19 protein-coding genes are annotated in these 23,376 nt (G+C 60.3%); 9 read left to right on the top strand and 10 right to left on the bottom strand.

Annotated features, from left to right (window positions below):
- Positions 1-18 precede the first annotated feature (18 nt).
- The 5 genes from GQR96_RS07965 to moeA all read right to left on the bottom strand — a co-directional run bounded on the left by GQR96_RS07965 (position 19) and on the right by moeA (position 6,497).
- Positions 19-834, bottom strand: coding sequence for a Cof-type HAD-IIB family hydrolase (locus GQR96_RS07965; RefSeq protein ID WP_004886250.1), 816 nt, complete (start codon positions 832-834; stop codon positions 19-21).
- A 179-nt stretch (positions 835-1,013) separates the two neighbouring features.
- Positions 1,014-3,446: a formate C-acetyltransferase/glycerol dehydratase family glycyl radical enzyme gene (locus tag GQR96_RS07970; RefSeq protein ID WP_004886253.1), complete on the bottom strand. Its 2,433-nt coding sequence runs from the start codon at positions 3,444-3,446 to the stop codon at positions 1,014-1,016.
- A gap of 4 nt (positions 3,447-3,450) precedes the next feature.
- Positions 3,451-4,350 (bottom strand): glycyl-radical enzyme activating protein, encoded by a 900-nt coding sequence (locus GQR96_RS07975; RefSeq protein ID WP_065878979.1) that lies wholly within the window; start codon positions 4,348-4,350, stop codon positions 3,451-3,453.
- A gap of 156 nt (positions 4,351-4,506) precedes the next feature.
- Complete coding sequence (moeB, locus tag GQR96_RS07980) at positions 4,507-5,262, bottom strand: molybdopterin-synthase adenylyltransferase MoeB (RefSeq protein ID WP_065878980.1); 756 nt, start codon at positions 5,260-5,262, stop codon at positions 4,507-4,509.
- Complete coding sequence (gene moeA, locus GQR96_RS07985) at positions 5,262-6,497, bottom strand: molybdopterin molybdotransferase MoeA (protein WP_069734261.1); 1,236 nt, start codon at positions 6,495-6,497, stop codon at positions 5,262-5,264. The genes moeB and moeA overlap by 1 nt, the downstream gene beginning before the upstream one ends.
- A 235-nt stretch (positions 6,498-6,732) precedes the next feature.
- Here moeA and iaaA point away from each other — a divergent pair, with 235 nt between their 5' ends.
- The 5 genes from iaaA to gsiD all read left to right on the top strand — a co-directional run bounded on the left by iaaA (position 6,733) and on the right by gsiD (position 13,031).
- Entirely contained in the window at positions 6,733-7,674 is a 942-nt protein-coding gene (gene iaaA, locus GQR96_RS07990) for a beta-aspartyl-peptidase (protein WP_023320035.1), read from the top strand.
- Positions 7,675-7,691: 17 nt separating this feature from the next.
- Positions 7,692-9,551, top strand: a complete 1,860-nt coding sequence (gsiA, locus tag GQR96_RS07995) for a glutathione ABC transporter ATP-binding protein GsiA (RefSeq protein ID WP_017900145.1) — start codon at positions 7,692-7,694, stop codon at positions 9,549-9,551.
- A 32-nt stretch (positions 9,552-9,583) separates the two neighbouring features.
- Positions 9,584-11,125, top strand: a complete 1,542-nt coding sequence (gene gsiB / locus GQR96_RS08000; RefSeq protein WP_004886272.1) for a glutathione ABC transporter substrate-binding protein GsiB — start codon at positions 9,584-9,586, stop codon at positions 11,123-11,125.
- A 72-nt stretch (positions 11,126-11,197) separates the two neighbouring features.
- Positions 11,198-12,118 carry a glutathione ABC transporter permease GsiC gene (gene gsiC / locus GQR96_RS08005; protein WP_032455765.1) on the top strand — a complete coding sequence of 307 codons (921 nt, stop codon included), beginning with the start codon at positions 11,198-11,200 and terminating at the stop codon, positions 12,116-12,118.
- 1 nt (position 12,119) lies between these two features.
- Complete coding sequence (gsiD, locus tag GQR96_RS08010; RefSeq protein ID WP_004886276.1) at positions 12,120-13,031, top strand: glutathione ABC transporter permease GsiD; 912 nt, start codon at positions 12,120-12,122, stop codon at positions 13,029-13,031.
- A gap of 388 nt (positions 13,032-13,419) precedes the next feature.
- Here gsiD and rimO read toward each other — a convergent pair whose 3' ends face one another.
- Positions 13,420-14,745, bottom strand: a complete 1,326-nt coding sequence (rimO, locus tag GQR96_RS08015; RefSeq protein WP_004141985.1) for a 30S ribosomal protein S12 methylthiotransferase RimO — start codon at positions 14,743-14,745, stop codon at positions 13,420-13,422.
- A gap of 235 nt (positions 14,746-14,980) precedes the next feature.
- The gene (locus GQR96_RS08020) at positions 14,981-16,222 is read right to left on the bottom strand and encodes an oligosaccharide MFS transporter (protein WP_049092602.1); all 1,242 of its coding nucleotides are present in this window, start codon (positions 16,220-16,222) and stop codon (positions 14,981-14,983) included.
- Positions 16,223-16,599: 377 nt separating this feature from the next.
- On the opposite strand from GQR96_RS08020, the gene bssR reads away from it, so the two are divergent.
- Together bssR and GQR96_RS08030 are read left to right on the top strand one after the other, a co-directional pair.
- Positions 16,600-16,983 carry a biofilm formation regulator BssR gene (gene bssR, locus GQR96_RS08025; protein WP_004201285.1) on the top strand — a complete coding sequence of 128 codons (384 nt, stop codon included), beginning with the start codon at positions 16,600-16,602 and terminating at the stop codon, positions 16,981-16,983.
- Positions 16,984-17,098: 115 nt separating this feature from the next.
- Positions 17,099-18,208, top strand: coding sequence for a PQQ-dependent sugar dehydrogenase (locus GQR96_RS08030; protein WP_004201287.1), 1,110 nt, complete (start codon positions 17,099-17,101; stop codon positions 18,206-18,208).
- Between the two features lie 2 nt (positions 18,209-18,210).
- Here the strand turns inward: GQR96_RS08030 and GQR96_RS08035 are convergent, their stop codons facing one another.
- Positions 18,211-18,837: a glutathione S-transferase family protein gene (locus GQR96_RS08035; RefSeq protein WP_017900142.1), complete on the bottom strand. Its 627-nt coding sequence runs from the start codon at positions 18,835-18,837 to the stop codon at positions 18,211-18,213.
- Between the two features lie 255 nt (positions 18,838-19,092).
- Between GQR96_RS08035 and dacC the strand changes: the two genes are divergently transcribed.
- Positions 19,093-20,295 (top strand): serine-type D-Ala-D-Ala carboxypeptidase, encoded by a 1,203-nt coding sequence (dacC, locus tag GQR96_RS08040; protein ID WP_004201290.1) that lies wholly within the window; start codon positions 19,093-19,095, stop codon positions 20,293-20,295.
- Positions 20,296-20,334: 39 nt separating this feature from the next.
- Here dacC and deoR read toward each other — a convergent pair whose 3' ends face one another.
- Both deoR and ybjG read right to left on the bottom strand, forming a co-directional pair.
- Positions 20,335-21,093: a DNA-binding transcriptional repressor DeoR gene (gene deoR, locus GQR96_RS08045; RefSeq protein WP_032455767.1), complete on the bottom strand. Its 759-nt coding sequence runs from the start codon at positions 21,091-21,093 to the stop codon at positions 20,335-20,337.
- 102 nt (positions 21,094-21,195) lie between these two features.
- Positions 21,196-21,789 (bottom strand): undecaprenyl-diphosphate phosphatase, encoded by a 594-nt coding sequence (gene ybjG, locus GQR96_RS08050; protein WP_048294431.1) that lies wholly within the window; start codon positions 21,787-21,789, stop codon positions 21,196-21,198.
- A gap of 326 nt (positions 21,790-22,115) precedes the next feature.
- Between ybjG and kdeA the strand changes: the two genes are divergently transcribed.
- On the top strand, positions 22,116-23,348 hold the full coding sequence (kdeA, locus tag GQR96_RS08055; protein WP_004201293.1) for a multidrug efflux MFS transporter KdeA: 1,233 nt from the start codon (positions 22,116-22,118) through the stop codon (positions 23,346-23,348).
- Positions 23,349-23,376 lie beyond the last annotated feature (28 nt).

Genomic DNA, 23,376 nt, shown 5'->3' on the forward strand with positions numbered 1-23,376 from the left:
TGCAGCCCCGGAGAGAGGTCAATCGTTGAAGGGAGCGCTGTTATCGAGGACGGCCTGAATGACGTTCAGCGCGCCGTCATGGTTATTATCGTCGGTCGCGTATCCGGCGATAGCCTTAATGCTGTCGGCGGCGTTACCCATGGCGAAAGCGTATTTCACCAGCTTCAGCATTTCGGCGTCGTTGCCGCTGTCGCCGATGGCCACGCACTGCTGCGGCGACAGGTTCCAGCGCTTGAGCAGGCGGCTGATGCCGTTGGCTTTATGCAGGCCGGGAATAATCAAATCGACAAAGCCAAAGCCGCTGGTGACCGGCTTCATAATGCCGTCGAGCGACACGTGCAGTTTATCGATCAGCTGCGGGATCTCACTGTCCGGCAGGTTCAGAGAGAATTTGAACAGCGTATCGTCGATGGCGTGATAGTCGCTGACCCGCTGCAGACGGTGGTAGTGCTTTGACATCAGGTCGACGAAGGCATCCGGGGCGTTATCGCTGACGTAAGCGCTCTGCAGGCCGCAGGCGACGAAGTTCAGCTGCGGATCTTTGAGTAGTTCGCCAATCACCACCTGCGATTCGTGGTGGGTCAGTTCGCCGTGGAACAGCTGCTTACCATGCGCAAAGACCAGTGCGCCGTTTTCGGCGACGAATGAGATCTGCTCGCGGATCTCCGGGAAGAAGGAGATCAGCTGATAGTACTGGTTGCCGCTGGCGACAACGAATTCAATGCCGCGCTGCTGCAGCTGGGCGAATTGCGCCAGAAACCGTGCGCGATCGTAGGTTTTGGCGTCATTGAGAAAAGTTCCGTCCATATCGGTGACGATAACTTTAACGGTCATAAGGGGGTGCTCCTGGCTTAACTTCGACCAGTAACATTCTAATTACAATGTGATGGGGAGCACAAATTTATTTCGAATGAAAGTTCATGCATTCAGAAAATGCCGGGAGGCGGCGTTGCCTTTCCCGGCCTGCAGGACAGGGAAGGCCCGCTAAGCGTCGCGCCAGCGGGCCTGAGGGGTTAGAGCGTATGCTCGGTACGGGCGATGATATCGTCCTGGGTATCCGGCGACAGGGCGGTAAAGAACGCCGAGTACCCGGCGACGCGCACCACCAAATCGCGGTACTGGTCGGGGTGTTTCTTCGCCTCCAGCAGCGTGTCGCGCGAGACAATGTTGTACTGGATATGCCAGCCTTTATGCACCTCGAAGAAGGTGCGCAGCAGCACCATCAGCTTCTGCTTATCGGACTCGTTCTCCAGGGTGGACGGATTCAGCTTCTGATTAAGCAGCACGCCGCCGAGGATCGCCCCGGTGGGCAGTTTACCCACCGAACTGATGACCGCCGTCGGCCCCAGATGGTCGGTTCCGGAAGCCGGGCTGGCCCCTTCCGCCAGCGGGGTGTGCGCTTTACGGCCATCCGGCGTCGCCATGGTCTGCGCGCCGAACGGCACGTTGGCGGAGATAGACGACGTGCCGGCGTAATAGTTGCCGCCGATCGGGCCGCGGCCATAGCGCGGGTTGTGATACTGCTTCAGCTCGTCGATATAGGTCTGGTAGGCCCGCGCCAGCAACGTGTCCACGCTGTCATCATCGTTACCGTACTTCGGCGCGCCGTTGATCAACCGCTGGCGCAGCTGCTCGTGGGTCAGGCCGTCGAAATCTTCCGCCAGCGCCTTCGCCAGCTCCTGCTGGCCGATAACGCCCTGATCGAAGACCAGCTTTTTCACCGCCGCCAGGCTGTTGCCGAGGTTGGCGATGCCCACCTGCAGACCGGACACCCAGTCATATTTCGCGCCGCCTTGCTTGATACTCTTCGCCCGTTCGATGCAGTCGTCCACCAGCGCCGAACAGAGAATATCGTGGACGTTCTCTTCCAGCATGGTATCGACCACGTACTCAATCTCAATCGACTTACGGGTGTAGTAGCGGATCTGGCGGTCCCAGTCGGCCAGCACCTCGTCGAAGTTAGCGAAGTTGCCTTTCGACAGGGCGTGCTCCTGCGGCAGAAACACCTGGCCGCTGGTGGCATCGCGGCCGCCTTCCAGCGTCGCCAGCATCACCCGCGCGAAGTTGATAAAGCTCATGCCGGTGCAGCGATAGCCCCATTTGCCGCCGACCGCGGTTTCGATACAGCCGATGGCCGCATAATCGTAGGCGTCCTGCGGCTCAATACCCAGCTTGATAAATTCCGGGATCACGATTTCGTCGTTATTAAACGCTGGCATACCGAAGCCGCAGCGGATCACCTGGACGCAGGCGTCGAGGAAATCGTTGCTCATTCCGGCGTGGTAGCGCACGCTGAGGTTCGGCTGGGTCGAACGCAGACGACCGCAGGATTCCAGGATGGCATACGACAGCGGGTTGACCGCGTCCTGCGGCTGGCCATCCACCAGGTTCTGGCCGCCGATGGTGACGTTCTGATACAGCGGGCTGCCGGCCGAGGCCTTGGAGTGCGAGCCGGAGCGGATCTTGTTAACCTCCAGCAGCTTCAGCCAGCAGCTGTGCAGCAGCTCAATGGCCTGTTCGCGATCCAACGATTGCTGCAGCTCAACGTCGCGGCGGTAGTACGGATAGAGGTACTGGTCCATGCGGCCAAACGAGACCGAGTGGCCATTGGATTCAATCTGCAGGATCAGCTGAATGAAGTAGCACAGCTGCAGCGCCTGCCAGAAGGTCTTCGGCGGCTCATGGGCGATGATGTCGCAGTTTTCGGCAATCGTCAGCAGCTCCTCGCGGCGTGCGTCACGGGATTCTGCCGTCGCCATCTCGCGCGCCAGCGCGGCGAAGCGTTTGCTGTGGTCGCTGACCGCCGCCAGCACAATATCAATCGCTTTCAGGAACTGTTCGCCGTGCAGGTCTTCCAGCACCGTCAGATTGATGCGCGACCGGCGTTCGGCGACTTTCGCGCGCAGGCCGTCCAGGCCTTTCTCCAGCAGCAGCGGGTAGTTGACCGCCAGGTGGGCGTCGCCGGAGGTCATATTGCCCTCTGCCTTAATAATGCCGGTGGCGAGCAGCGCTTTCTGCTCATCGGTAAACATGCCGTAGCAGCGGTCCTGTACGGTCTGGCCGCGCCACCACGGGCACACTTCATGCAGCACGCGCTTGTTCTCTTCGCTGACCGCGAAGCCGGCGCCGGGGCGGTCGGCGAGATCGTCGATCTCTTTTTCGATCCAGCTGACGGTGTATTCCGGGAAGATCGGCGCGGCGCGCACTTCGCTGGCCTGGTTGCCGACGATCAGCTCATCGTGCTTGATCCAGATGGTGCGCTCGGCAAGGTGATGCGCCAGCGCCAGGGCACGACGCACCGGGATTGGCTTATCAAGATGCTGCTGATACATCTCGGTGTAGTGGCGGGCGCGTTCGGTACAGACCGGTGGCTTGACAATATGCACCAGCGCCATTTTATGGGCCTGGATGCGGGCGCTGAGGGTGTTGAGTTTCAGGGTAGTCATAGGGTTATCCTCGTAAGATCGCCGTTAGCCCCTTGCTCCGCGCATAATCCTGCGCAAAGGCGAGCAGCTCGGGAGCATCCAGCGGTTTATCCGGTGCGGTGTAGGGCTGACTGAGTAACTGGTATTTATTCATTCCCAGCGTGTGGTAGGGCAGGAAATGGATTTCGCTGACCCGCAGGCGGTCGGTGGCAAAATCAGTGATGGCGGTGATGTCGGCTTCGCTGGCGTTGAATCCCTGGATTAACGGCACGCGAATGATCATGTTTTTCCCCGCCTGCGCCAGACGCTGCAGGTTGTCCAGCACCCGGCGGGCGCTGCCGTCGGTCCACTGCCGGAAAACGGCCTCGTCGACATGCTTCAGGTCGGCGAGAAACAGGTCGACGAAGGGTAAAGCCGGTTCAATGTATTTCCAGGGGACGTGCAGGCAGGTTTCCACAGCAGTATGGATCCCTGCCTGATGGCTGGCCTCGAACAGCGCCCGCGCCAGGCCCGGATTCATAAAGGGTTCGCCGCCGGAAAGGGTGATGCCGCCGCCACTGCGATCGTAAAAGGGTTTATCGCGCAGCACCGTCGCCATGATCTCCTCGACGCTCTTCTCTTCGCCGCACACCGTGAGCGCGGTGGTGGGGCAGCAGTCGCGCAGCGCGGCGATATGGCTGTCGTTAACGTGTTGCCGGTGAATGATCAGGCCATCGAGGGTGCGGGTGATAACCGCCGGCGCCGCCTGCTGGCACAGCTCGCAGCCGGCAAGGCACAGGCGCGGGTCATACAGCAGGTCTTCGCTGCGGGCGCGGCTCTCCGGATTCTGGCACCAGCGGCAGCCCAGCGAGCAGCCTTTCAGGAAGACGACGGTGCGGATCCCTGGGCCGTCATGGGTGGAATAGCGCTGGATATTGAAGATCATGGCTTACCCTCTAGTTTGCGTATGAATATAAAAACACTTTCGAATGAAAGTTATATTGATGCAAATCAACAAGCGGGATGGAGATAATCGCCAGGGGATAGAATAACGGCAGAGGTCACAACCTCACCGGCGACGATCCTCGCCGGTGGTTGAACGTTAGCGCGTACCGCATACCTCGCACTGCGGGTGGCGCATCAGCTTCATTTCACGAAACTGGCAGGTCATGGCGTCGTACATCACGATTTTTCCGCTGGCAGGGGTGCCGTAGCCGGTCAGCAGCTTAATGGCCTCCATCGCCTGCAGGGAACCGATAGTGCCCACCAGCGGGGCCATCACGCCGGCTTCGACGCAGGTGAGGGCATTTTCGCCAAACAGGCGGCTCAGGCAGCGGTAGCAGGGTTCGCCCTGCTGATAGGTGAAGACGCTGATCTGCCCCTCCATGCGGATCGCCGCCCCGGAAACCAGCGGGGTTTGGTGGCGGAAGCAGCCGGCGTTGAGCTGGTTACGGATGTCGACGTTGTCGGTGCAGTCGAGCACCAGATCGTGCCCGGCAATCTGCGCCGCCAGCGCCGGTTCATCCAGTAAGGCATTGAGCGGCACCAGATGAACGTGCGGATTAATGCGCGCCAGCGCCTCGCGGGCGGAATCCACCTTAGGCTGGCCGAGGGTGGCATCGCTGTGCAGCGTCTGGCGCTGCAGATTGGAGAGCGAGACGGTGTCGAAATCGAGCAGGGTGAGCTGCCCCACCCCGGCGGCGGCCAGATACTGCGCGGCGGCGCAGCCAAGCCCGCCGAGGCCGACCACCAGCACCCGAGCGGCCTTTAGCCGCTCCTGGCCGTCAAAATCAAAACCGCGCAAAACAATCTGCCGGTTATAGCGCAGCATCTCTTCATCGCTCAGCTCCACGGCCATTACAGCCCCCCAAACAGATGGCTGAACGGTTCGACCTCGACCCATTCGCCCGCTTCAACGTGGCCGCGCTCGCGCTCCAGCACGATAAAGCAGTTGCCGAGGCTGTAGGAACTAAATATGTGCGAGCCCTGATGGCCGGTGGTGGTCACCACCAGCTCGCCGTCCGGGTTGCGCTGCAGAATACCGCGTTGAAAATCGAGGCGGCCCGGCGACTTTTTCAGTCGTGTGGCGGCGCGTACCCGCAGGCGGGTTGCCTGAAGCGGGCCGTACTTGCCCGAGAGCTTCGCCAGCAGCGGCTGCACCAGCTGACAGAAGGTGACGGTGGCGGAAACCGGGTTGCCCGGCAGGCCGCAGAACCAGCTGCTGCTGAGCTTGCCGAAGGCGAAGGGTTTGCCCGGCTTGATCGCCAGCTTCCAGAAGCCGATCTCCCCCAGCTCTTCAAGAATGGTTTTGGTGTAGTCGGCTTCGCCCACCGAGACGCCCCCGGAGCTGATGACCACGTCGGCCTGCTGGTCGGCGGCGATAAAGGCCTCACGCAGTTGCGCCGGATCGTCAGGAATAATGCCGAGGTTAATGACCTCGCAGCCCAGCTGTTCGAGCATCAGATGCACCGCCAGGCGGTTGGTATCGTAAATCTGGCCGTCGCCGAGCGGTTGACCCGGCAGCTGCAGCTCATCGCCGGTCGAGAAGACCGCGACGCGAACCTTGCGCACCACCTCGACGTCGGCAATGCCCAGCGAGGCCAGCACCGGCAGCTCGGCTACCGTCAGCGGTGTTCCCGCCGGGAAGACCACCGCGCCATGGGCGATATCTTCTCCGCGGCGGCGAATATGCTGCCCGGCTTTCACCGGCGCGGTAAAGCGCACGCCGGCGTCGGTCTGTTCAGTCTCTTCCTGCATGACTACCGCGTCGCAGCCTGCAGGCACCGGCGCGCCGGTCATAATGCGGATACAGGTGCCGGTGGGCCAGGCGTCGTGAAACGGCTGGCCGGCGAAGGCCTTCCCGGCGACCGGCAGGGCCGCGCCGTCGCGAAGGTCGCTCAACCGGACGGCATAGCCATCCATCGCCGCGTTATCAAAGCCGGGGACATCCAGCGGGGAGATAATGTCATGGGCGGTAACGCGCGCGAAGGCCTGCAACAGCGGTACAGTTTCCGTGGCGCTCAGCGGCGTAATACGATCGAGCATCTGGGTGAGGGCTGTGTCGAGCGGCATCAGTCCGGCGGTAAAATCCATGGGTCACTCCTGCGGGCAAAACGGCGAAAACGCCTATTATGGCAGAAAAGCGGCGCGGGCTGTATGCCACCTGGGTACGAGGCTTTACATCGCCCGCCGCTCTTTCTATATTCAAAAATTGTATAAGACATTCAGCAATATAATGATATCAATACCCTTATTCCTGACGTGACCGGCGCCGCGACGCGCTACGACAGGGCGGGGGCTATCCACTTCATCGTTAAGGACTGGCGAAATGGGCAAGGCGGTTATAGCAATTCACGGCGGCGCAGGGGCGATTTCTCGCGCGCAGATGACGCCGGAGCGGGAGCGGGAGTACGTGGCGGCGCTGTCGGCTATCGTCGAAAGCGGACAGAAAATGTTGGCTGCGGGCGCCAGTGCGCTGGATGCCGTGACCGAGGCCGTCCGTCTGCTGGAGGAGTGTCCGCTGTTTAACGCCGGGATCGGCTCGGTATTTACCCACGATCAAACCCACGAACTGGACGCCTGCGTGATGGACGGCTACAGCCTGCAGGCGGGGGCGGTGGCCGGGGTCAAACATTTACGTAATCCGGTGCTGGCGGCGCGTCTGGTGCTGGAGAAGAGCCCGCACGTGCTGCTGATCGGCGAGGGGGCGGAAAATTTCGCCTTCTCCCACGGAATGGCGCGCGTCGATAACGATCTCTTTTCCACCCCCGAGCGCCTGCTGCAGCTGCAGGAGGCGAAAGCGGGTGGGGAGATCATCCTTGACCACCATGCCGCTCCGCTCGACGAACGCCAGAAAATGGGCACCGTCGGGGCGGTGGCGCTCGATCTGGCCGGCAATCTGGCGGCGGCGACCTCCACCGGCGGCATGACCAACAAACTGCCCGGACGCGTTGGCGACAGCCCGCTGCCGGGCGCGGGGTGCTACGCCAACAACGCCAGCGTGGCGGTCTCCTGCACCGGCACCGGCGAAGTCTTTATGCGTACTCTGGCGGCCTACGATATCGCCGCCCTGATGGAGTACGGTCAGCTCAGTCTCTATTCTGCCTGCGAGCGGGTGGTGATGGAGAAGCTGCCGGCCCTCGGCGGCAGCGGCGGACTGATTGCCGTCGATCGCGAAGGCAACGTCGTTTTACCGTTTAACAGCGAAGGCATGTACCGCGCCTGGTGCTATGCCGGCGATACGCCGACCATTGGCATTTATCGCGAATAGAACAAGGGAGAGGGAGAGTGCCGCAAACTCACGAAACGGATACCTGCGAAGTACTGGTGGTGCGCAACCTGAACGTGGCGTTTCGCCAGCAGGATGCGCCAGAGGTGCAGGCCGTGCGTCAGCTTTCCTTCAGCCTGCGCCGCGGCGAGACGCTGGCGATTGTCGGGGAGTCTGGTTCGGGAAAATCGGTCACCGCTCTGGCGCTGATGCGTCTGCTTGACGCCGCCAGCAGCGAGGTGAGCAGCGAGGGGCTGTGGCTGCGACGGCGCAACCGGCAGGTGATCGCGCTCAATGAGCAATCGGAGGCCGAAATGCGCCGGGTACGCGGCGCGGACCTGGCGATGATTTTTCAGGAGCCGATGACTTCGCTGAACCCGGTGTTCACCATCGGCGAGCAGATCGCCGAATCCCTGCGTCTGCACCAGGGGCTGGGGCGCGAAGAGGCGCTGCGCGCGGCAAAAAAGATGCTCGACCAGGTGCGTATTCCCCAGGCGGAAGAGATGCTCTCACGCTATCCGCACCAGCTCTCCGGCGGCATGCGCCAGCGGGTGATGATCGCCATGGCGCTCTCCTGTCGGCCGGCGGTGCTGATTGCCGACGAGCCGACCACGGCGCTGGATGTCACCATTCAGGCGCAAATTTTGCAACTTATCGCCGTCCTGCAAAAGGAGATGGCGATGGGGGTAATCTTTATCACCCATGACATGGGGGTGGTGGCCGATATCGCCGATCGGGTGCTGGTCATGTATCGCGGCGAGGCGGTGGAGACCGGCAGCGTCGAGGAGATTTTCCGTTCACCGCAGCACCCTTATACGCAGTCGCTGCTGGCGGCGGTCCCCCGGCTGGGGGAGATGCGCGGTCGGGATCTGCCGCGCCGCTTTCCGCTGCCGGGGCAGCCGCTGGCGGAGACAGAAACGCCAGACACGGTGGTGGCGGGGGAGCCGATTCTGCAGGTGCGCGATCTGGTGGCCCGTTTCCCGGTGCGCGGCGGGCTGCTCAATCGCGTGACGCGCGAAGTGCATGCGGTGGAGAAGGTGAGTTTTGATCTCTGGCCGGGAGAGACCCTCTCTCTGGTGGGGGAGTCCGGCTGCGGCAAGTCGACCACCGGCCGGGCGCTGCTGAGGCTGGTTGAGACCCAGGGTGGCACCATTACCTTCGACGGTCAGCGGATCGATACCCTCTCCGGCAGCAAGCTGCAGTCCCTGCGGCGCAATATTCAGTTTATTTTTCAGGATCCTTACGCCTCGCTCGATCCGCGCCAGACGGTCGGCGATTCGATTATGGAGCCGCTGCGGGTGCATGGCCTGCTGGACAGGGAGGCGGCGCGCGAGCGGGTCGCCTGGCTGCTGAAGCGCGTGGGGCTGCAGCCGGAGCATGCCTGGCGCTACCCCCACGCCTTTTCCGGCGGCCAGCGGCAGCGGATCTGCATTGCCCGCGCGCTGGCACTGAATCCGAAGGTGGTGATTGCCGATGAGTCGGTGTCGGCCCTGGATGTCTCCATTCGTGCGCAGATTATCAATCTGATGCTCGACCTGCAGCGCGAGATGGGCATCGCGTTTCTGTTTATTTCCCATGATATGGCGGTGGTGGAGCGCATCAGCCACCGCGTGGCGGTGATGTATCGCGGCCGGATTGTCGAAATCGGCCCGCGCCGCGCAGTGTTTGAAAACCCGCAGCACCCCTATACCCGTAAGCTCATGGCTGCCGTACCGGTGGCCGACCCGGCCTACCGTCATCCGCAGCGGGTCCTGCTGTCTGATGACGTCCCGGGCAATATCTATAAGCGGGGCGAGGAGATCGCCAGCCCGCCATTGCAGCAAGTTGGGCCGGGCCACTTTGTCGCCCGCGACGCCGCCGACGTGCTGGGCAGAACATAACAACACATAACGCACCTTTTCAGGAGAACACGATGACACAACCTGTTTCACGCAAATGGTGGCTAGCGCTGAGTATCGCGGCGGCCCTGGCGAGCGCCCCCGCTTTTGCCGCCAAAGATGTGGTGGTGGCGGTCGGGTCTAACTTCACGACGCTCGACCCCTATGATGCTAACGATACTCTGTCGCAGGCGGTGGCGAAGTCCTTTTATCAAGGCCTGTTCGGCCTTGATAAAGAGATGAAGCTGCAAAATGTCCTTGCCGAGAGCTACACCGTGTCGCCGGATGGCCTGGTGTACACCATCAAGCTGCACAGCGGGGTGAAATTCCAGGATGGCACCGACTTTAACGCCGAGGCGGTCAAGGCTAACCTCGACCGCGCCAGCAACCCGGAAAACCATCTCAAGCGCTATAACCTGTATAAAAATATCGCCAGCACCGAGGCGGTTGATCCGACCACGGTGAAAATCACCCTTAAACAGCCGTTCTCGGCGTTTATTAATATTCTCGCCCATCCGGCGACAGCGATGATTTCGCCGACGGCGCTGAAAAAATATGGCAAGGATATCGGCTTCCACCCGGTGGGCACCGGGCCGTATAAGCTTGATACCTGGAACCAGACCGACTTCGTGAAGGTCAGCAAGTTCGATGGCTACTGGCAGCCGGGGCTGCCGAAGCTGGATTCCATTACCTGGCGACCGGTGGTCGATAACAATACCCGGGCGGCGATGCTGCAGACCGGCGAGGCGCAGTTTGCCTTCCCGATCCCCTACGAGCAGGCGCCGCTGCTGGCGAAAAACAGCAAACTGGAGCTGGTGGCCAGTCCGTCGATCATGCAGCGTTACATCAGCATGAACGTGACGCAGAAACCGTTCGATAATCCGAAGGTGCGCGAAGCGATCAACTACGCCATCAACCGCCAGGCGCTGGTCAAGGTGGCGTTTGCCGGCTATGCCACCCCGGCGACCGGCGTGGTGCCGCCATCGATTGCCTACGCTCAGAGCTACCCCGCGTGGCCTTACGATCCGGCGAAAGCGCGCCAGCTGCTAAAAGAGGCCGGCTACCCCAACGGGTTTAGCACTACGCTGTGGTCGTCACATAACCACAGCACCGCGCAGAAAGTGCTGCAGTTTACCCAGCAGCAGTTGGCGCAGGTGGGCATAAAGGCGCAGGTGACGGCGATGGACGCCGGTCAGCGGGCGGCGGAAGTGGAAGGTAAAGGGCAGAAAGAGAGCGGGGTACGGATGTTCTATACCGGCTGGTCCGCCTCCACTGGCGAAGCCGACTGGGCGCTGTCGCCTCTGTTTGCTTCCCAAAACTGGCCGCCGACCCTGTTCAACACCGCTTTTTACAGCAACCCGCAGGTGGATAGCGCGCTGAGCGAGGCGCTGAAAACCACCGATCCGCAAGAGAAAACCAAACTCTATAAAGCGGCGCAGGATATTATCTGGAAAGAGTCGCCGTGGGTGCCGCTGGTGGTGGAGAAACTGGTCTCCGCCCACAGCAAGAACCTCACCGGCTTCTATATCCAGCCGGACACCGGCTTCAGCTTCGAACAGGCAGATTTAACACCGTGAAGGTCGAGATGATGCCCTCCGGCGCTAGTGGGCGGAGGGCGGTTTTTCCGCGGGGCGGGTTGTGGAGGTACGATGCTCAACTATGTGATTAAGCGCCTGCTGGGGCTGATCCCCACCCTGCTAATCGTCGCGGTGCTGGTGTTTCTCTTCGTCCATATGCTGCCCGGCGACCCGGCGCGGCTGATTGCCGGACCAGAGGCCGACGCCCAGGTGGTGGCGATGGTGCGCCAGCAGCTGGGGCTTGACCAGCCGCTGCACGTCCAGTTCTGGCACTACATCACCAACGTGCTGCGCGGCGATTTTGGCATGTCCATGGCCTCGCGGCGTCCCGTTGCCAGTGAGATAGGCAGCCGCTTTATGCCCACCCTGTGGCTGACGCTGGCCAGCATGAGCTGGGCGGTGCTGTTTGGCATGGCGGCGGGGATCGCGGCGGCGGTGTGGCGCAATCGCTGGCCTGACCGTCTGGGAATGGCGCTGGCGGTGAGCGGTATTTCGTTTCCGGCCTTTGCCCTCGGCATGCTGCTGATGCAGGTGTTTTCGGTTGAGCTGGGCTGGCTGCCGACGGTGGGCGCCGACAGCTGGCGGCACTATATTTTGCCGTCGCTGACCCTCGGCGCGGCGGTGGCGGCGGTGATGGCGCGCTTTACCCGCGCGTCGTTCGTCGATGTGCTGCATGAAGACTATATGCGTACCGCCCGGGCGAAAGGGGTGAGCGAAACGCGGGTGGTGCTCAAGCATGGTCTGCGCAATGCGATGATCCCGGTGGTCACCATGATGGGGCTGCAGTTCGGTTTCCTGCTCGGCGGCTCGATCGTCGTGGAGAAGGTCTTTAACTGGCCCGGGCTGGGGCGACTGCTGGTCGATTCGGTAGAAATGCGCGATTACCCGGTGATTCAGGCGGAAGTGCTGCTCTTTTCGCTGGAGTTTATTCTTATCAATTTAGTGGTGGATGTGCTGTACGCGGCCATAAACCCGGCTATCAGGTATAAGTAAGGTGCGATTGCTTAACTGGAGAAGGCAGGCGGCGCTGAACGCCATGCCGGGCATCAGGCCCGGCGAGATCCATACCCCCTGGCATGAGTTCTGGCGGCGCTTTCGGCGTCAGCCGGTGGCCATGGGCGCCGGTATTTTCGTGCTGTTGCTGATTGCGGTGGCCATCGTCGCCCCATGGATAGCGCCGTACGATGCGGAAAATTATTTCGACTACGACCGGCTTAACGAGGGGCCTTCGCTGGTGCACTGGTTCGGTGTCGACTCTTTGGGGCGCGATATTTTCAGCCGGGTGCTGGTGGGGGCGCAGATCTCGCTGGCCGCGGGGGTGCTGGCGGTGCTGATTGGCGCGGCCATCGGCACGGTGCTTGGGCTGCTGGCCGGCTACTATGAGGGCTGGTGGGACCGGCTGATTATGCGTCTGTGCGACGTGCTGTTCGCCTTTCCGGGGATCCTGCTGGCGATCGCGGTGGTCGCCGTCATGGGTAGCGGGATGGCCAACGTGATTATCGCCGTGGCGATCTTCTCGATCCCGGCGTTCGCCCGGCTGGTGCGGGGCAACACCCTGGTATTAAAGCAGCAGACCTTTATTGAATCGGCGCGCAGCATTGGCGCCAGCGATGCCACCATCCTCTTCCACCACATCCTGCCGGGGACGGTGTCGTCGATCGTGGTTTATTTCACCATGCGCATTGGGGTATCGATTATCTCGGCGGCCAGTCTGTCGTTTCTCGGTCTCGGCGCGCAGCCGCCCACGCCGGAGTGGGGCGCGATGCTCAACGAGGCGCGGGCGGATATGGTGATGTCCCCGCACGTGGCGCTGTTTCCGGCGGTGGCGATTTTCGTGACCGTGCTGGCGTTTAATCTGCTGGGGGATGGCCTGCGCGATGCGCTGGATCCGAAGTTAAAGGGGTAGGGTGAGGGAAAGCACCGCCGTGCGGTGCTTTATATTATTTGTGGCTTCAGCGCACATTGCGCTCCCGGTTAATCTTCTGCGTTATGTCTCTCATAGCGCAGGGAGCGCACAGGGGGCGGCCAGTCGCCGCCGCCCTCTGTACCCCCGGGCTCCGGCCAGCACCGGCAGTTTCAGCGGCCCCATGTCCGGCGGCGATTCACATATTGGGACTGGACCCCGTAGGCCGGGTAAGCGTAGCGCCACCCGGCAAAATAACGGCGCAACAGGGTTGCCTGGAAGGTCATCAACGCTTGCCCGGCAGCGCTGCGCTTGCGCGGGCCTGGGGGGGGAGCCTACGGGAGGACCCCGTAGGCTGGGAATGCACTAAGCCGCTATCCGGGAAGCTGGACTAGACCCGGGTTCCCCACAGGTCGTATTCGTCGGCGTGCTCGACTTTCACCCGCACCACGTCACCCGGCTTAACGCGGGTTTCGCCGTTCAGGTAGACCGCGCCGTCGATTTCCGGGGCGTCGGCCATGCTGCGGCCAATGGCGCCTTCTTCATCAACTTCATCCACCAGCACCAGGATTTCGCGACCCACTTTTTCCTGCAGACGCTCGGCAGAGATCTGCTGCTGCAGCTGCATAAAGCGGTTCCAGCGCTCCTCTTTCACCTCTTCCGGCACCTGATCCGCCAGCTCATTGGCGGTGGCGCCTTCAACCGGGCTGTACTTGAAGCAGCCGACGCGGTCGAGACGCGCCTCTTTCAGGAAGTCGAGCAGCATCTGGAAATCTTCTTCCGTTTCCCCCGGGAAGCCCACGATAAAGGTGGAGCGCAGGGTCAGATCAGGGCAGATTTCACGCCACTGCTTGATGCGCGCCAGCTGACGGTCCGCGGAACCTGGACGCTTCATCAGCTTCAGGATGCGCGGGCTGGCGTGCTGCAGCGGAATATCGAGGTACGGCAGAATTTTGCCTTCTGCCATCAGCGGGATCACATCGTCAACGTGCGGGTACGGGTAGACATAGTGCAGGCGCACCCAGATGCCGAGCTTCGCCAGCTCTTCGCACAGGCTGACCATGCTGGTCTTCACCGGCATACCGTTGTGGAAACCGGTGCGGTGCTTGACGTCGACGCCGTAGGCGGAGGTGTCCTGCGAAATCACCAGCAGCTCTTTCACGCCAGCGTCAGCGAGGCGTTTGGCTTCCGCCAGCACTTCGCCAATCGGACGGCTCACCAGGTCGCCGCGCATGGACGGAATAATGCAGAAGGTGCAGCGATGGTTGCAGCCTTCAGAAATTTTTAAGTAGGCGTAGTGGCGCGGCGTCAGCTTAACGCCCTGTTCCGGCACCAGGCTGAGGAACGGGTTGTGCTTCGGCTTTGGCGTATAGTGGTGGACGTGCTCCAGCACCTGCTCATAGCTGTGCGGACCGGTGATCTCCAGCACCTTCGGGTGCACTTCACGGATCTGATCCTCTTTTGCGCCGAGACAGCCGGTGACGATCACTTTGCCGTTCTCTTTCAACGCTTCGCCGATCGCTTCCAGCGATTCCTGCACAGCGCTGTCGATAAAGCCGCAGGTATTAACGATCACCATATCGGCGTTGTCGTAGGTAGGGACGACGTCATAACCTTCGGTACGCAGTTCGGTCAGGATACGCTCTGAGTCCACGAGGTTTTTCGGGCAGCCCAGGGAGACGAAGCCGATTTTCGGCTGGTGCGTGACATTGCTCATAGCTTAAAAAGTGTTCAATTATTGGAATGGTCAGGGCAGGAATTCTACAGATCTTTGCGAAAAAGAGTATAGCTCCGTCACGGTTAATGGTGAAAAAGCGCACCCAGCCCTGCCTTTCATGCCCCTGCCGCTAAAGCGGATCCCGCACGCCCCGGAGCAGAGGGGCGGGAAACGCTTCCGGCAAGCCGTGCGCGCAGGCGGCGATTCACGCCCGGCGTTGCTGCCGGGCAGAGACTTATTGCGCCGGGGTGACGGCTCCGGAGGGGGCGGCGCCGGGCTTTTTCGGCTCGCGCTTATCCTGCAGCGTGAAGACAGAGATCAAAGTAAAGAGCCCGGCGATGCCGCCGAGGATCAGATAGGTGTCGGCGAAGCCAATGGTATCGTACAGATAGCCAGCCAGCGGGGAGTAAATGGCGGTGGCGATCGAGGCGACAAACAGCACCAGTAAATAGACTGTCGAAGAGAGCTTGTGGTCGAAGTTGGCGGCGATGAATTTAAAGACCGACACCAGAATTAACGGTTTCTCCAGGGCATGCATCATTTTTACTGCGCCAATCCACACCGGTCCGAGAGGCACCGCCGAACCAACAATACGTACCGACATGATCAGCCCGGCAATGATCAGCGCCCACTTGGCGCCGGTCCGGTTAACAAACCACGGCATCAGGCATAAGAACAGCGTTTCGCCGCAAACCTGAATGGAGGCGAGGATCCCATACCAGCGGTTGCCTTCCTCCGGCGTCGGGAACTGTTGCGAGAAGTACTGGGCAAACTGCTGATCGTAGGTGTCATAAATTTGCGTGACGAACAGGGTAAAGAGCAGCAGCATCCAGAACTGACCGTTCTTCGCCAGCTCGAGGGCATGGGAGACCTTCAGCGATTCGCTTCGCGCCACATCAGCGTCGGTTAATTCAATTTTGGTCAGCATAAAGCAGACGGCGGCGATGACGATGGCGAGGCTGGCGAGCCAGAAGGCCAGATTGGGATTGCTGTCGATATATTTACCGACGATCCAGGCCGCTGCCGCCCAGCCTAACGAGCCCCACATCCGCACCCGACCGTATTCGAACTGGTAGCGGCGGGAAATCTTATCGATATAAGAGTCGATTACCCCGCAGCCGGAGTTAAAGATGATCCCCAGATAGATCCCCCCCAGCAGCGCGCCGAACCAGAAATTGTGCACCAGCAGCGGCGCGTAAACATAGATAAAGAAGGGGCCCACCGGCAGGAGCAGGGCGACCAGCAGCCAGATAAGCCGTTTTTTCAGGCCGAACTTGTCGGAGATAAAGCCGAAGAAAGGTTGCATCAGCAGGGCGATAAAGGCGTTGACCGAGTAGAGCAGGCCGGTCTTCGTGGCGCTGATGCCAAGATGCTGGGTGGTCCAAATGACAAAGAAAGCCATGGTCGACGACCAGGCGAACAGGTAGAGGAAATCGAATAGACTCAACAGAAGGTAGTTTCTTTTACCGGGCGTCATGGTTCAGTTCCTTGCAAACGGGCAGAGAGATTATCAGCGAACCGCGGCCGCGGTCGCTGTTTTTATTAAATGTTATACGTATTACATTAATGATTTGTTATGGCATTCTGCCTTACGATCGTGCAATAGCGTCTGCGATATAATGTGATCATTGCAGCACTATTTTGGCCACTTAATGGCGATTATGGCGATTTTGTTTCTTTGCGAAATTAAATGTGATCGTGTTACATTATTTTTGTTATGGACCTGACAAAGCGGCAAGGTTGTCAAATTGTAAATGGTGTTAAAGTCTTGGGAATAATTGACCTGGCGCATCATTTTGTACAAAAAATAACCGTATTATGGATAGGGTAAAGGACGACAGAGGAGGAACCGTGATGACCGTTGACAGACTATACCGCCACCTTTTGCAGAAGCTCATTAACGCCAATATCGATATTGACGCCTATCTGCAGCTGCGGAAGGCCAAAGGCTACATGTCAGTCAGCGAAAATGACCATCTGCGTGAAAACTTGTTTGAGCTTTGCCGTGAAATGCGTGCCCAGGCGCCGCGCCTGCAGCATGTCATTTCACCGGAGGAAAAGGATGCCCTTCGTTTGGCCGGCGAGTCCGTCGCCGCCGCTGCAGTATGCCTGATGAGCGGGCATCATGATTGTCCGCTGTACATCGCTGTTAACGTAGAGAAGCTAGAACGCTGTCTGACAGGATTGACTTCAAATATTCATAAATTGAATAAATTGTCGCCAATTCCTCATGCCTGATCGGCTGAAACCCAGGGGAAGTGGATGCTTCCCCTGTTAAAGGTTATGTAAAAATCCCCGCGCAAATTTCCCCGCTGGCTACCCTTTAGCGCAGAGCTGACGAAAGGAGAATGCCATGCGTCCGATCCCGCTGCTGTTGCTATTGAGCGCCCTGTCGCTGCCGGCCCTGAGCCAGGCCGCGGCGCGGGTGGAGGTATTGCAGAACCGGCTGGCCCATCCGTGGAGCCTGGCATTTCTCCCCGGCGACCAGGGCATGTTGATTACCCTGCGTGGCGGCGAGCTCAAGCGCTGGCAGCCGGGTAAAGGCCTGTCGGCGCCGATAGCCGGCGTGCCGCAGGTGTGGGCCAACGGCCAGGGGGGCTTACTGGACGTGGCGCTGGCCCCGGATTTCGCGCAGTCGCGGCGGGTGTGGCTAAGCTATGCGGAAAGCGACGCCAGCGGCAAAGCGGGCACCGCGGTGGGCTACGGGCAGTTGAGCCAGGATGCCACCCAACTGACGAATTTCACCGTGGTGTTTCGCCAGCAGCCGAAACTCTCCGTCGGCAATCATTTTGGCGGCCGGCTGGTGTTTGACGGCAAAGGGCATCTCTTTATTGGCCTCGGGGAGAACAATCAGCGTCCCACCGCTCAGGATCTCGACAAGCTGCAGGGAAAAGTGGTCCGCCTGACGGAGAACGGGGGTGTGCCGCCGGATAATCCCTTTGTTGGCCGGGCCGACGTGAGGCCGGAGATCTGGGCCTACGGCATCCGCAACCCGCAGGGAATGGCGATAAATCCGTGGAGCGGGGCGCTGTGGCTGAACGAGCACGGCCCGCGCGGCGGGGATGAAATTAATATCCCGCAGGCGGGAAAAAACTACGGCTGGCCGCTGGCGACGCACGGCATTAACTACAGCGGCCTGCCCATTCCGGAGGCCAGGGGCAAAACGGTTCCGGGAACCGAGCCTCCCCTGTATGTCTGGCCGGTCTCGCCCGGGGTAAGCGGGATGGCCTTCTACGCGGCGCAGACCTTTCCCCAGTGGCAACATAAGCTGTTTATCGGCGCGCTGAAGGAGACGTCGCTGATTGTTCTGGCGGTGGACGGCAATCAGGTCCGCGAGGAGGGGCGCCTGCTGGAGGCGCGCGGGAAACGCATCCGCGACGTTCGCGTGGGACCCGACGGCTATCTGTATGTGTTAACCGACGAGTCTAACGGCGAGCTATTGCGGCTGAGTCCGGAGAAGTAGCGTCAGGTGACCGGGATCTGCACCACTTCGCGCCAGGCGGGACGCTGGCTAATCTGCTGATACCAGCGCTGCAGATGGGGCCGCGGTTGCCAGCTGTCGAGGATCGACAACAGGTTGTAGACGAAGGGGGCGACGGCAATATCGCCAAGGCCGAACTGCTCGCCAGAGAGCCACGGCATTTTGGCCAGTTCGTCATCCAGCATGGCGAATAGCGCTTCGCAGGCGCTGATCCCCGCGGCGATGGCCGCCGGGTCGCGTTGCTCCGGCGGCGTCCTCACCAGGCCCATTAACACCGGGCGATGGGCGGGAGAGAGGGTGCCGTTGGACCAGTCCATCCACTTTTCGCCTTGCGCGCGCTGCGCCGGCGCGGCCAGCCACAGACGGTCAACGCCATACTGGGCGGCAAGGTAGCGAATAATCGTGTTTGATTCCCACAACACCACCCCGGTGGCATCGTCCTTTAACAGCGGCACCAGCCCGTTGGGGTTCATCGCCAGATATTCCGGGTCATGATTGAGACCAAACTCCAGCCCGGCGAGGATCTGCTCATACGGCAGATCCAGCTCCTCCAGCACCCAGCGCACTTTCTTCACGTTGGTCGAATTATTACGTCCCCACAGTGTAATCATTTTCGCTCCTGAGTTTGTTTCACTGCCGTTGCAGCGCGATCGGCGATCATGTTGGGATAAAGTTAATATTTAGGCAATCACGATCAAAAAAATTGTTCTGATTAAAGCACGGCGGCATGTTATTGCGTAAACTTTAAAAACTTTACCAACTCGCTGTTTCTTTAAGGTCATTTGTACGCTTTACTCACCGGTTGCTGCGGCGCGGTCAGAGTGGCGCGGCATATTTTGTTTGGAAAGGATACTTGGGTGGCTCTTATGATGCATGACGCTTTTTCCCTTCGCGGCCTCGCGGCAGGTTGCGCGCTGTTATTTCTTGTCGCACCTGCGGTGCAGGCTGCAGAACAACTCCCCGACGCCCCTTCGATTGACGCTCGCGCCTGGATCCTGATGGACTACGCCAGCGGGAAGGTGCTGAGCGAAGGCAATGCCGATGAAAAACTCGACCCGGCCAGTCTGACGAAGATCATGACCAGCTACGTGGTGGGGCAGGCGATAAAAGCGGGAAAAATTAAACTGACCGATATGGTGACCGTCGGGCGCGATGCCTGGGCGACCGGCAACCCGGCGCTGCGCGGCTCATCGGTGATGTTTCTCAAGCCCGGCATGCAGGTTTCCGTGGAAGATCTGAACAAAGGGGTCATCATTCAGTCCGGTAACGACGCCAGCATTGCCATTGCGGACTACGTGGCGGGCAGCCAGGACGCTTTCGTCAGCCTGATGAACGGCTACGCCAAAAAAATGGGGCTGACCAACACCACCTTTATGACCGTTCACGGCCTTGATGCGCCGGGGCAGTTCAGTACCGCTCGCGATATGGCGTTGTTGACCAAAGCGATGATCCACGATGTACCGGAAGAGTACGCGGTACATAAAGAGAAAGAGTTCACCTTTAATAAAATTCGTCAGCCAAACCGTAACCGTCTGCTGTGGAGCACCAACCTCAACGCCGATGGTGTGAAAACCGGGACCACCGCCGGGGCCGGCTATAACCTGGTTTCTTCGGCCACGCAGGGCGATATGCGTCTGATTGCCGTGGTGCTGGGGACCAAAACCGACCGCATTCGTTTTAACGAGTCAGAAAAACTGCTGACCTGGGGCTTCCGCTTCTATGAAACCGTGACGCCGATTAAACCGGATGCCACCTTCGTCACTCAGCGCGTGTGGTTTGGCGACAGCAGCGAAGCGAAACTGGGGGCTGGCGAAGCGGGCTCTATCACCCTGCCGAAGGGGCAGCTGAAAAACCTGAAAGCCAGCTACACCTTAAACCAGCCGCAGCTTACCGCGCCGCTGGAGAAGGGGCAGGTGGTCGGGACTATCGACTTTAAGCTGAATGATAAAACCATCGAGCAGCGCCCGCTGATCGTCATGGAGCCGGTGAAAGAAGGTGGCTTCTTCAGCCGAATGATCGACTTCGTACTGATGAAATTGCACGGCTGGTTCGGCAGCTGGTTCTCCTGATGTCATGACCGCGCCCGGCGGGGCGCGGTCCGTTCATGTTCAGTACAGCAGCGAAATCTGCTGCGCCTTCGCCAGCGCGACCAGCTCGTCATCCGGGCAGATATCGCTGGCGATCACATCAAACTTTGCTAACGCCCCCATGCGCGCCGGACGCACTTTGCCAAACTTGCTGTGGTCTACCACCAGCACGTGGTAGCGCGCGTGTCGCATCGCCCAGTGCTTGACCGGCAGTTCCTCCAGGTTATAGCAGGTTGCCCCTTGCTCGCAGTCAATGCCCGCCGCCGAGTAAAAGGCGATGTCAGGGCTCAGATGGCTGAGGGTATCCTCAAGGCTCAGCGGCATAAAAATCGCGTTGCTGGCATGAAATTCCCCACCGCACAGGACCGCGCGGCACTGGGGCTTTTCCTGCAGGGCCAGAAAGGTGTTCAGGGAGTAGCAGACGCCGGTGAAGGGCATAGCGTCGTCAATGGCGTCGATGATCCACGGGGTGGTGGTCCCGCAGTCGAAGAAGGCCATCTGATGGGCCTCCAGCAGCGCGGCCGCATGGCGGGCGGCGCGGCGTTTTTCCTCGACCAGCCGGGTTTTTTGGTCGCTGAGCAGGTAATGGGTGGCGCTGCGCGGCTCCAGCACAATGTATCCGCCGAGCAGCACGACCGGACCGCTGTGGCCGTTGAGGTCGCGACGAATGGTCATTTCCGACACCCCGAGCAGGGAGGCCGCTTCTTTCAGATGCAGCTTATCGCTGCGCTTGAGTGCCTGAATGAGCTGACTGATGCGTTCGTCACGGCGAGTTTCCATATTCCCTCTGCGCTAAAATCGCCCTGCGGAGGCAGGGCGTTAGCGGGATTTTACCTGTCGCTTGCGGGTTAGTCACGCGGTCGCCGCCGCGACGGTCGGCGTTTAGCCGCGCACCCAGCCTTTGCGGATCGGCAGGGAGAAGCAGAGGCGATAGAGGCGCTGCAGCTGACGGTACAGCGCCGAGCCGACAGTATGCCAGATTAGCGCCGCGCCAAGGCAGCCGCACATCCCGGCCAGCAGGCCGCCGACCATATCCAGCGGCCAGTGGACGCCGAGATAGACGCGGGACCACGCGATGGCGGCGGCAAGGGCCATCAGCAGGGCGCCGGACCAGACGCGGTGCCAGAACAGGAAGGCCAGGGCAAAGGTAAAGCTGACGGTGCCGTGGTCGCTGGGGAAGGAATCGTCCGCCGCGTGGTGCAGGAAGTTATAGCCCACGCCAGCGACAAACGGCCGATCGTGCGGATAGAGGTGGCCGATCGCCCATGAGACGGTCAGGCTGATGGTTAGCGCCAGCATCAGCTTAAACACCATCTGCCGCTGGGCAGGCCCCCACAGCCACAAGGTCACCACCAGCAGGGGCACGATCAGAATTAGATCTTTAGCGATGAAAATCGCCACCTCAATGGCCCACTGCGGCGAGGCCGGGGTCGCGTTGAGCAGGGCGAACAGCGCGTAGTTAATATTTTCCAGCATAGACTTCCAGGCTCGTTGGTCCGATAGCAAATAAGCCGCTTACCCTAAATAAAAGCGGTGCGGAGATAAAGCAGTATTGTCTTAAATATCAGGTTGTTAAGAAATGTCGCCTTCTGAGGTGCGGCGCTAACCCCCTGAAAAGCGTCAGTATATCCTTTGTCACATGGCTGAAACATAAACGGAATATATACGCAGAGTGAATTGCTAAGGCGAGCCCTGATGCTGGCGCGCAACTCGCAATATTGTGCGGTGTCACCCACAATTCACTATCTCCGCGCCGGGAGTTTCATTACACTTTGCGCGATTTTTGATAGATAAGAGATTTCATGCAAAATTATTCGCTTTCAGGTCGCCGCCTCGGAAGGCAGGCGCTGCTGTTCCCGCTATGTCTGGTGCTGTACGAGTTTTCCACCTATATCGGCAACGATATGATCCAGCCGGGTATGCTGGCCGTGGTTCAGGAGTTTCAGGTGGGCAACGAGTGGGTACCCACCTCGATGACCGCTTATCTGGCCGGCGGCATGTTTCTACAGTGGCTGCTGGGGCCGCTGTCGGACCGTATTGGCCGCCGTCCGGTGATGTTGACCGGGGTGGTGTGGTTTATCGTCACCTGCCTGGCGACGCTGCTGGCGCAGACCATTGAACAGTTCACCCTGCTGCGCTTCCTGCAGGGGATCAGCCTGTGCTTTATCGGCGCGGTCGGCTACGCGGCGATCCAGGAGTCCTTTGAGGAGGCGGTGTGTATTAAAATCACCGCCCTGATGGCCAACGTGGCGCTGATTGCCCCGCTGCTGGGGCCGCTGGTGGGCGCCGCCTGGGTGCATATCCTGCCGTGGGAGATGATGTTCGTGCTGTTCGCCGTGCTGGCGGCTATCTCGTTTGTCGGCCTGCAGCGGGCGATGCCGGAAACCGCGACGCGACTGGGTGAAAAGCTGTCGGTCAAAGAGCTGGGCCGCGACTATCGGCTGGTGCTAAAGAACCTGCGCTTCGTCGCCGGCGCGCTGGCTACCGGCTTTGTCAGCCTGCCGCTGCTGGCGTGGATCGCCCAGTCGCCGGTGATTATTATCAGCGGCGAACAGGCGACAAGCTATGAGTATGGCATGCTGCAGGTGCCGATTTTCGGCGCGCTGATTGCCGGCAACCTGGTGCTGGCGCGCCTGACTTCGCGCCGTACCGTGCGCTCGCTGATTATCATGGGCGGCTGGCCGATCGTGTTTGGCCTGCTCCTCTCCGCGGCGGCGACGGTGGTCTCTTCCCACGCCTATCTGTGGATGACCGCCGGTCTGAGCTTCTACGCCTTCGGGATTGGCCTGGCGAACGCCGGCCTGGTGCGCTTAACCCTGTTCGCCAGCGAGATGAGCAAAGGCACTGTTTCGGCGGCGATGGGGATGCTGCAGATGCTGATCTTCACCGTCGGCATCGAGCTCAGCAAACATGCTTACGAGCTCGGCGGCAACGGGCTGTTCAGCCTGTTTAACCTGTTGGGCGGGGTACTGTGGCTGGGGCTGATGATCTACTTCCTGAAAGATAAAAGCGTCGGCAATTCGCAGCAGGGATAACCGGTTGAAAACCCGGATGCGCTCGCAT

Source organism: Klebsiella sp. PCX, assembly GCF_021869705.1.
Lineage (GTDB): Bacteria > Pseudomonadota > Gammaproteobacteria > Enterobacterales > Enterobacteriaceae > Klebsiella > Klebsiella quasipneumoniae.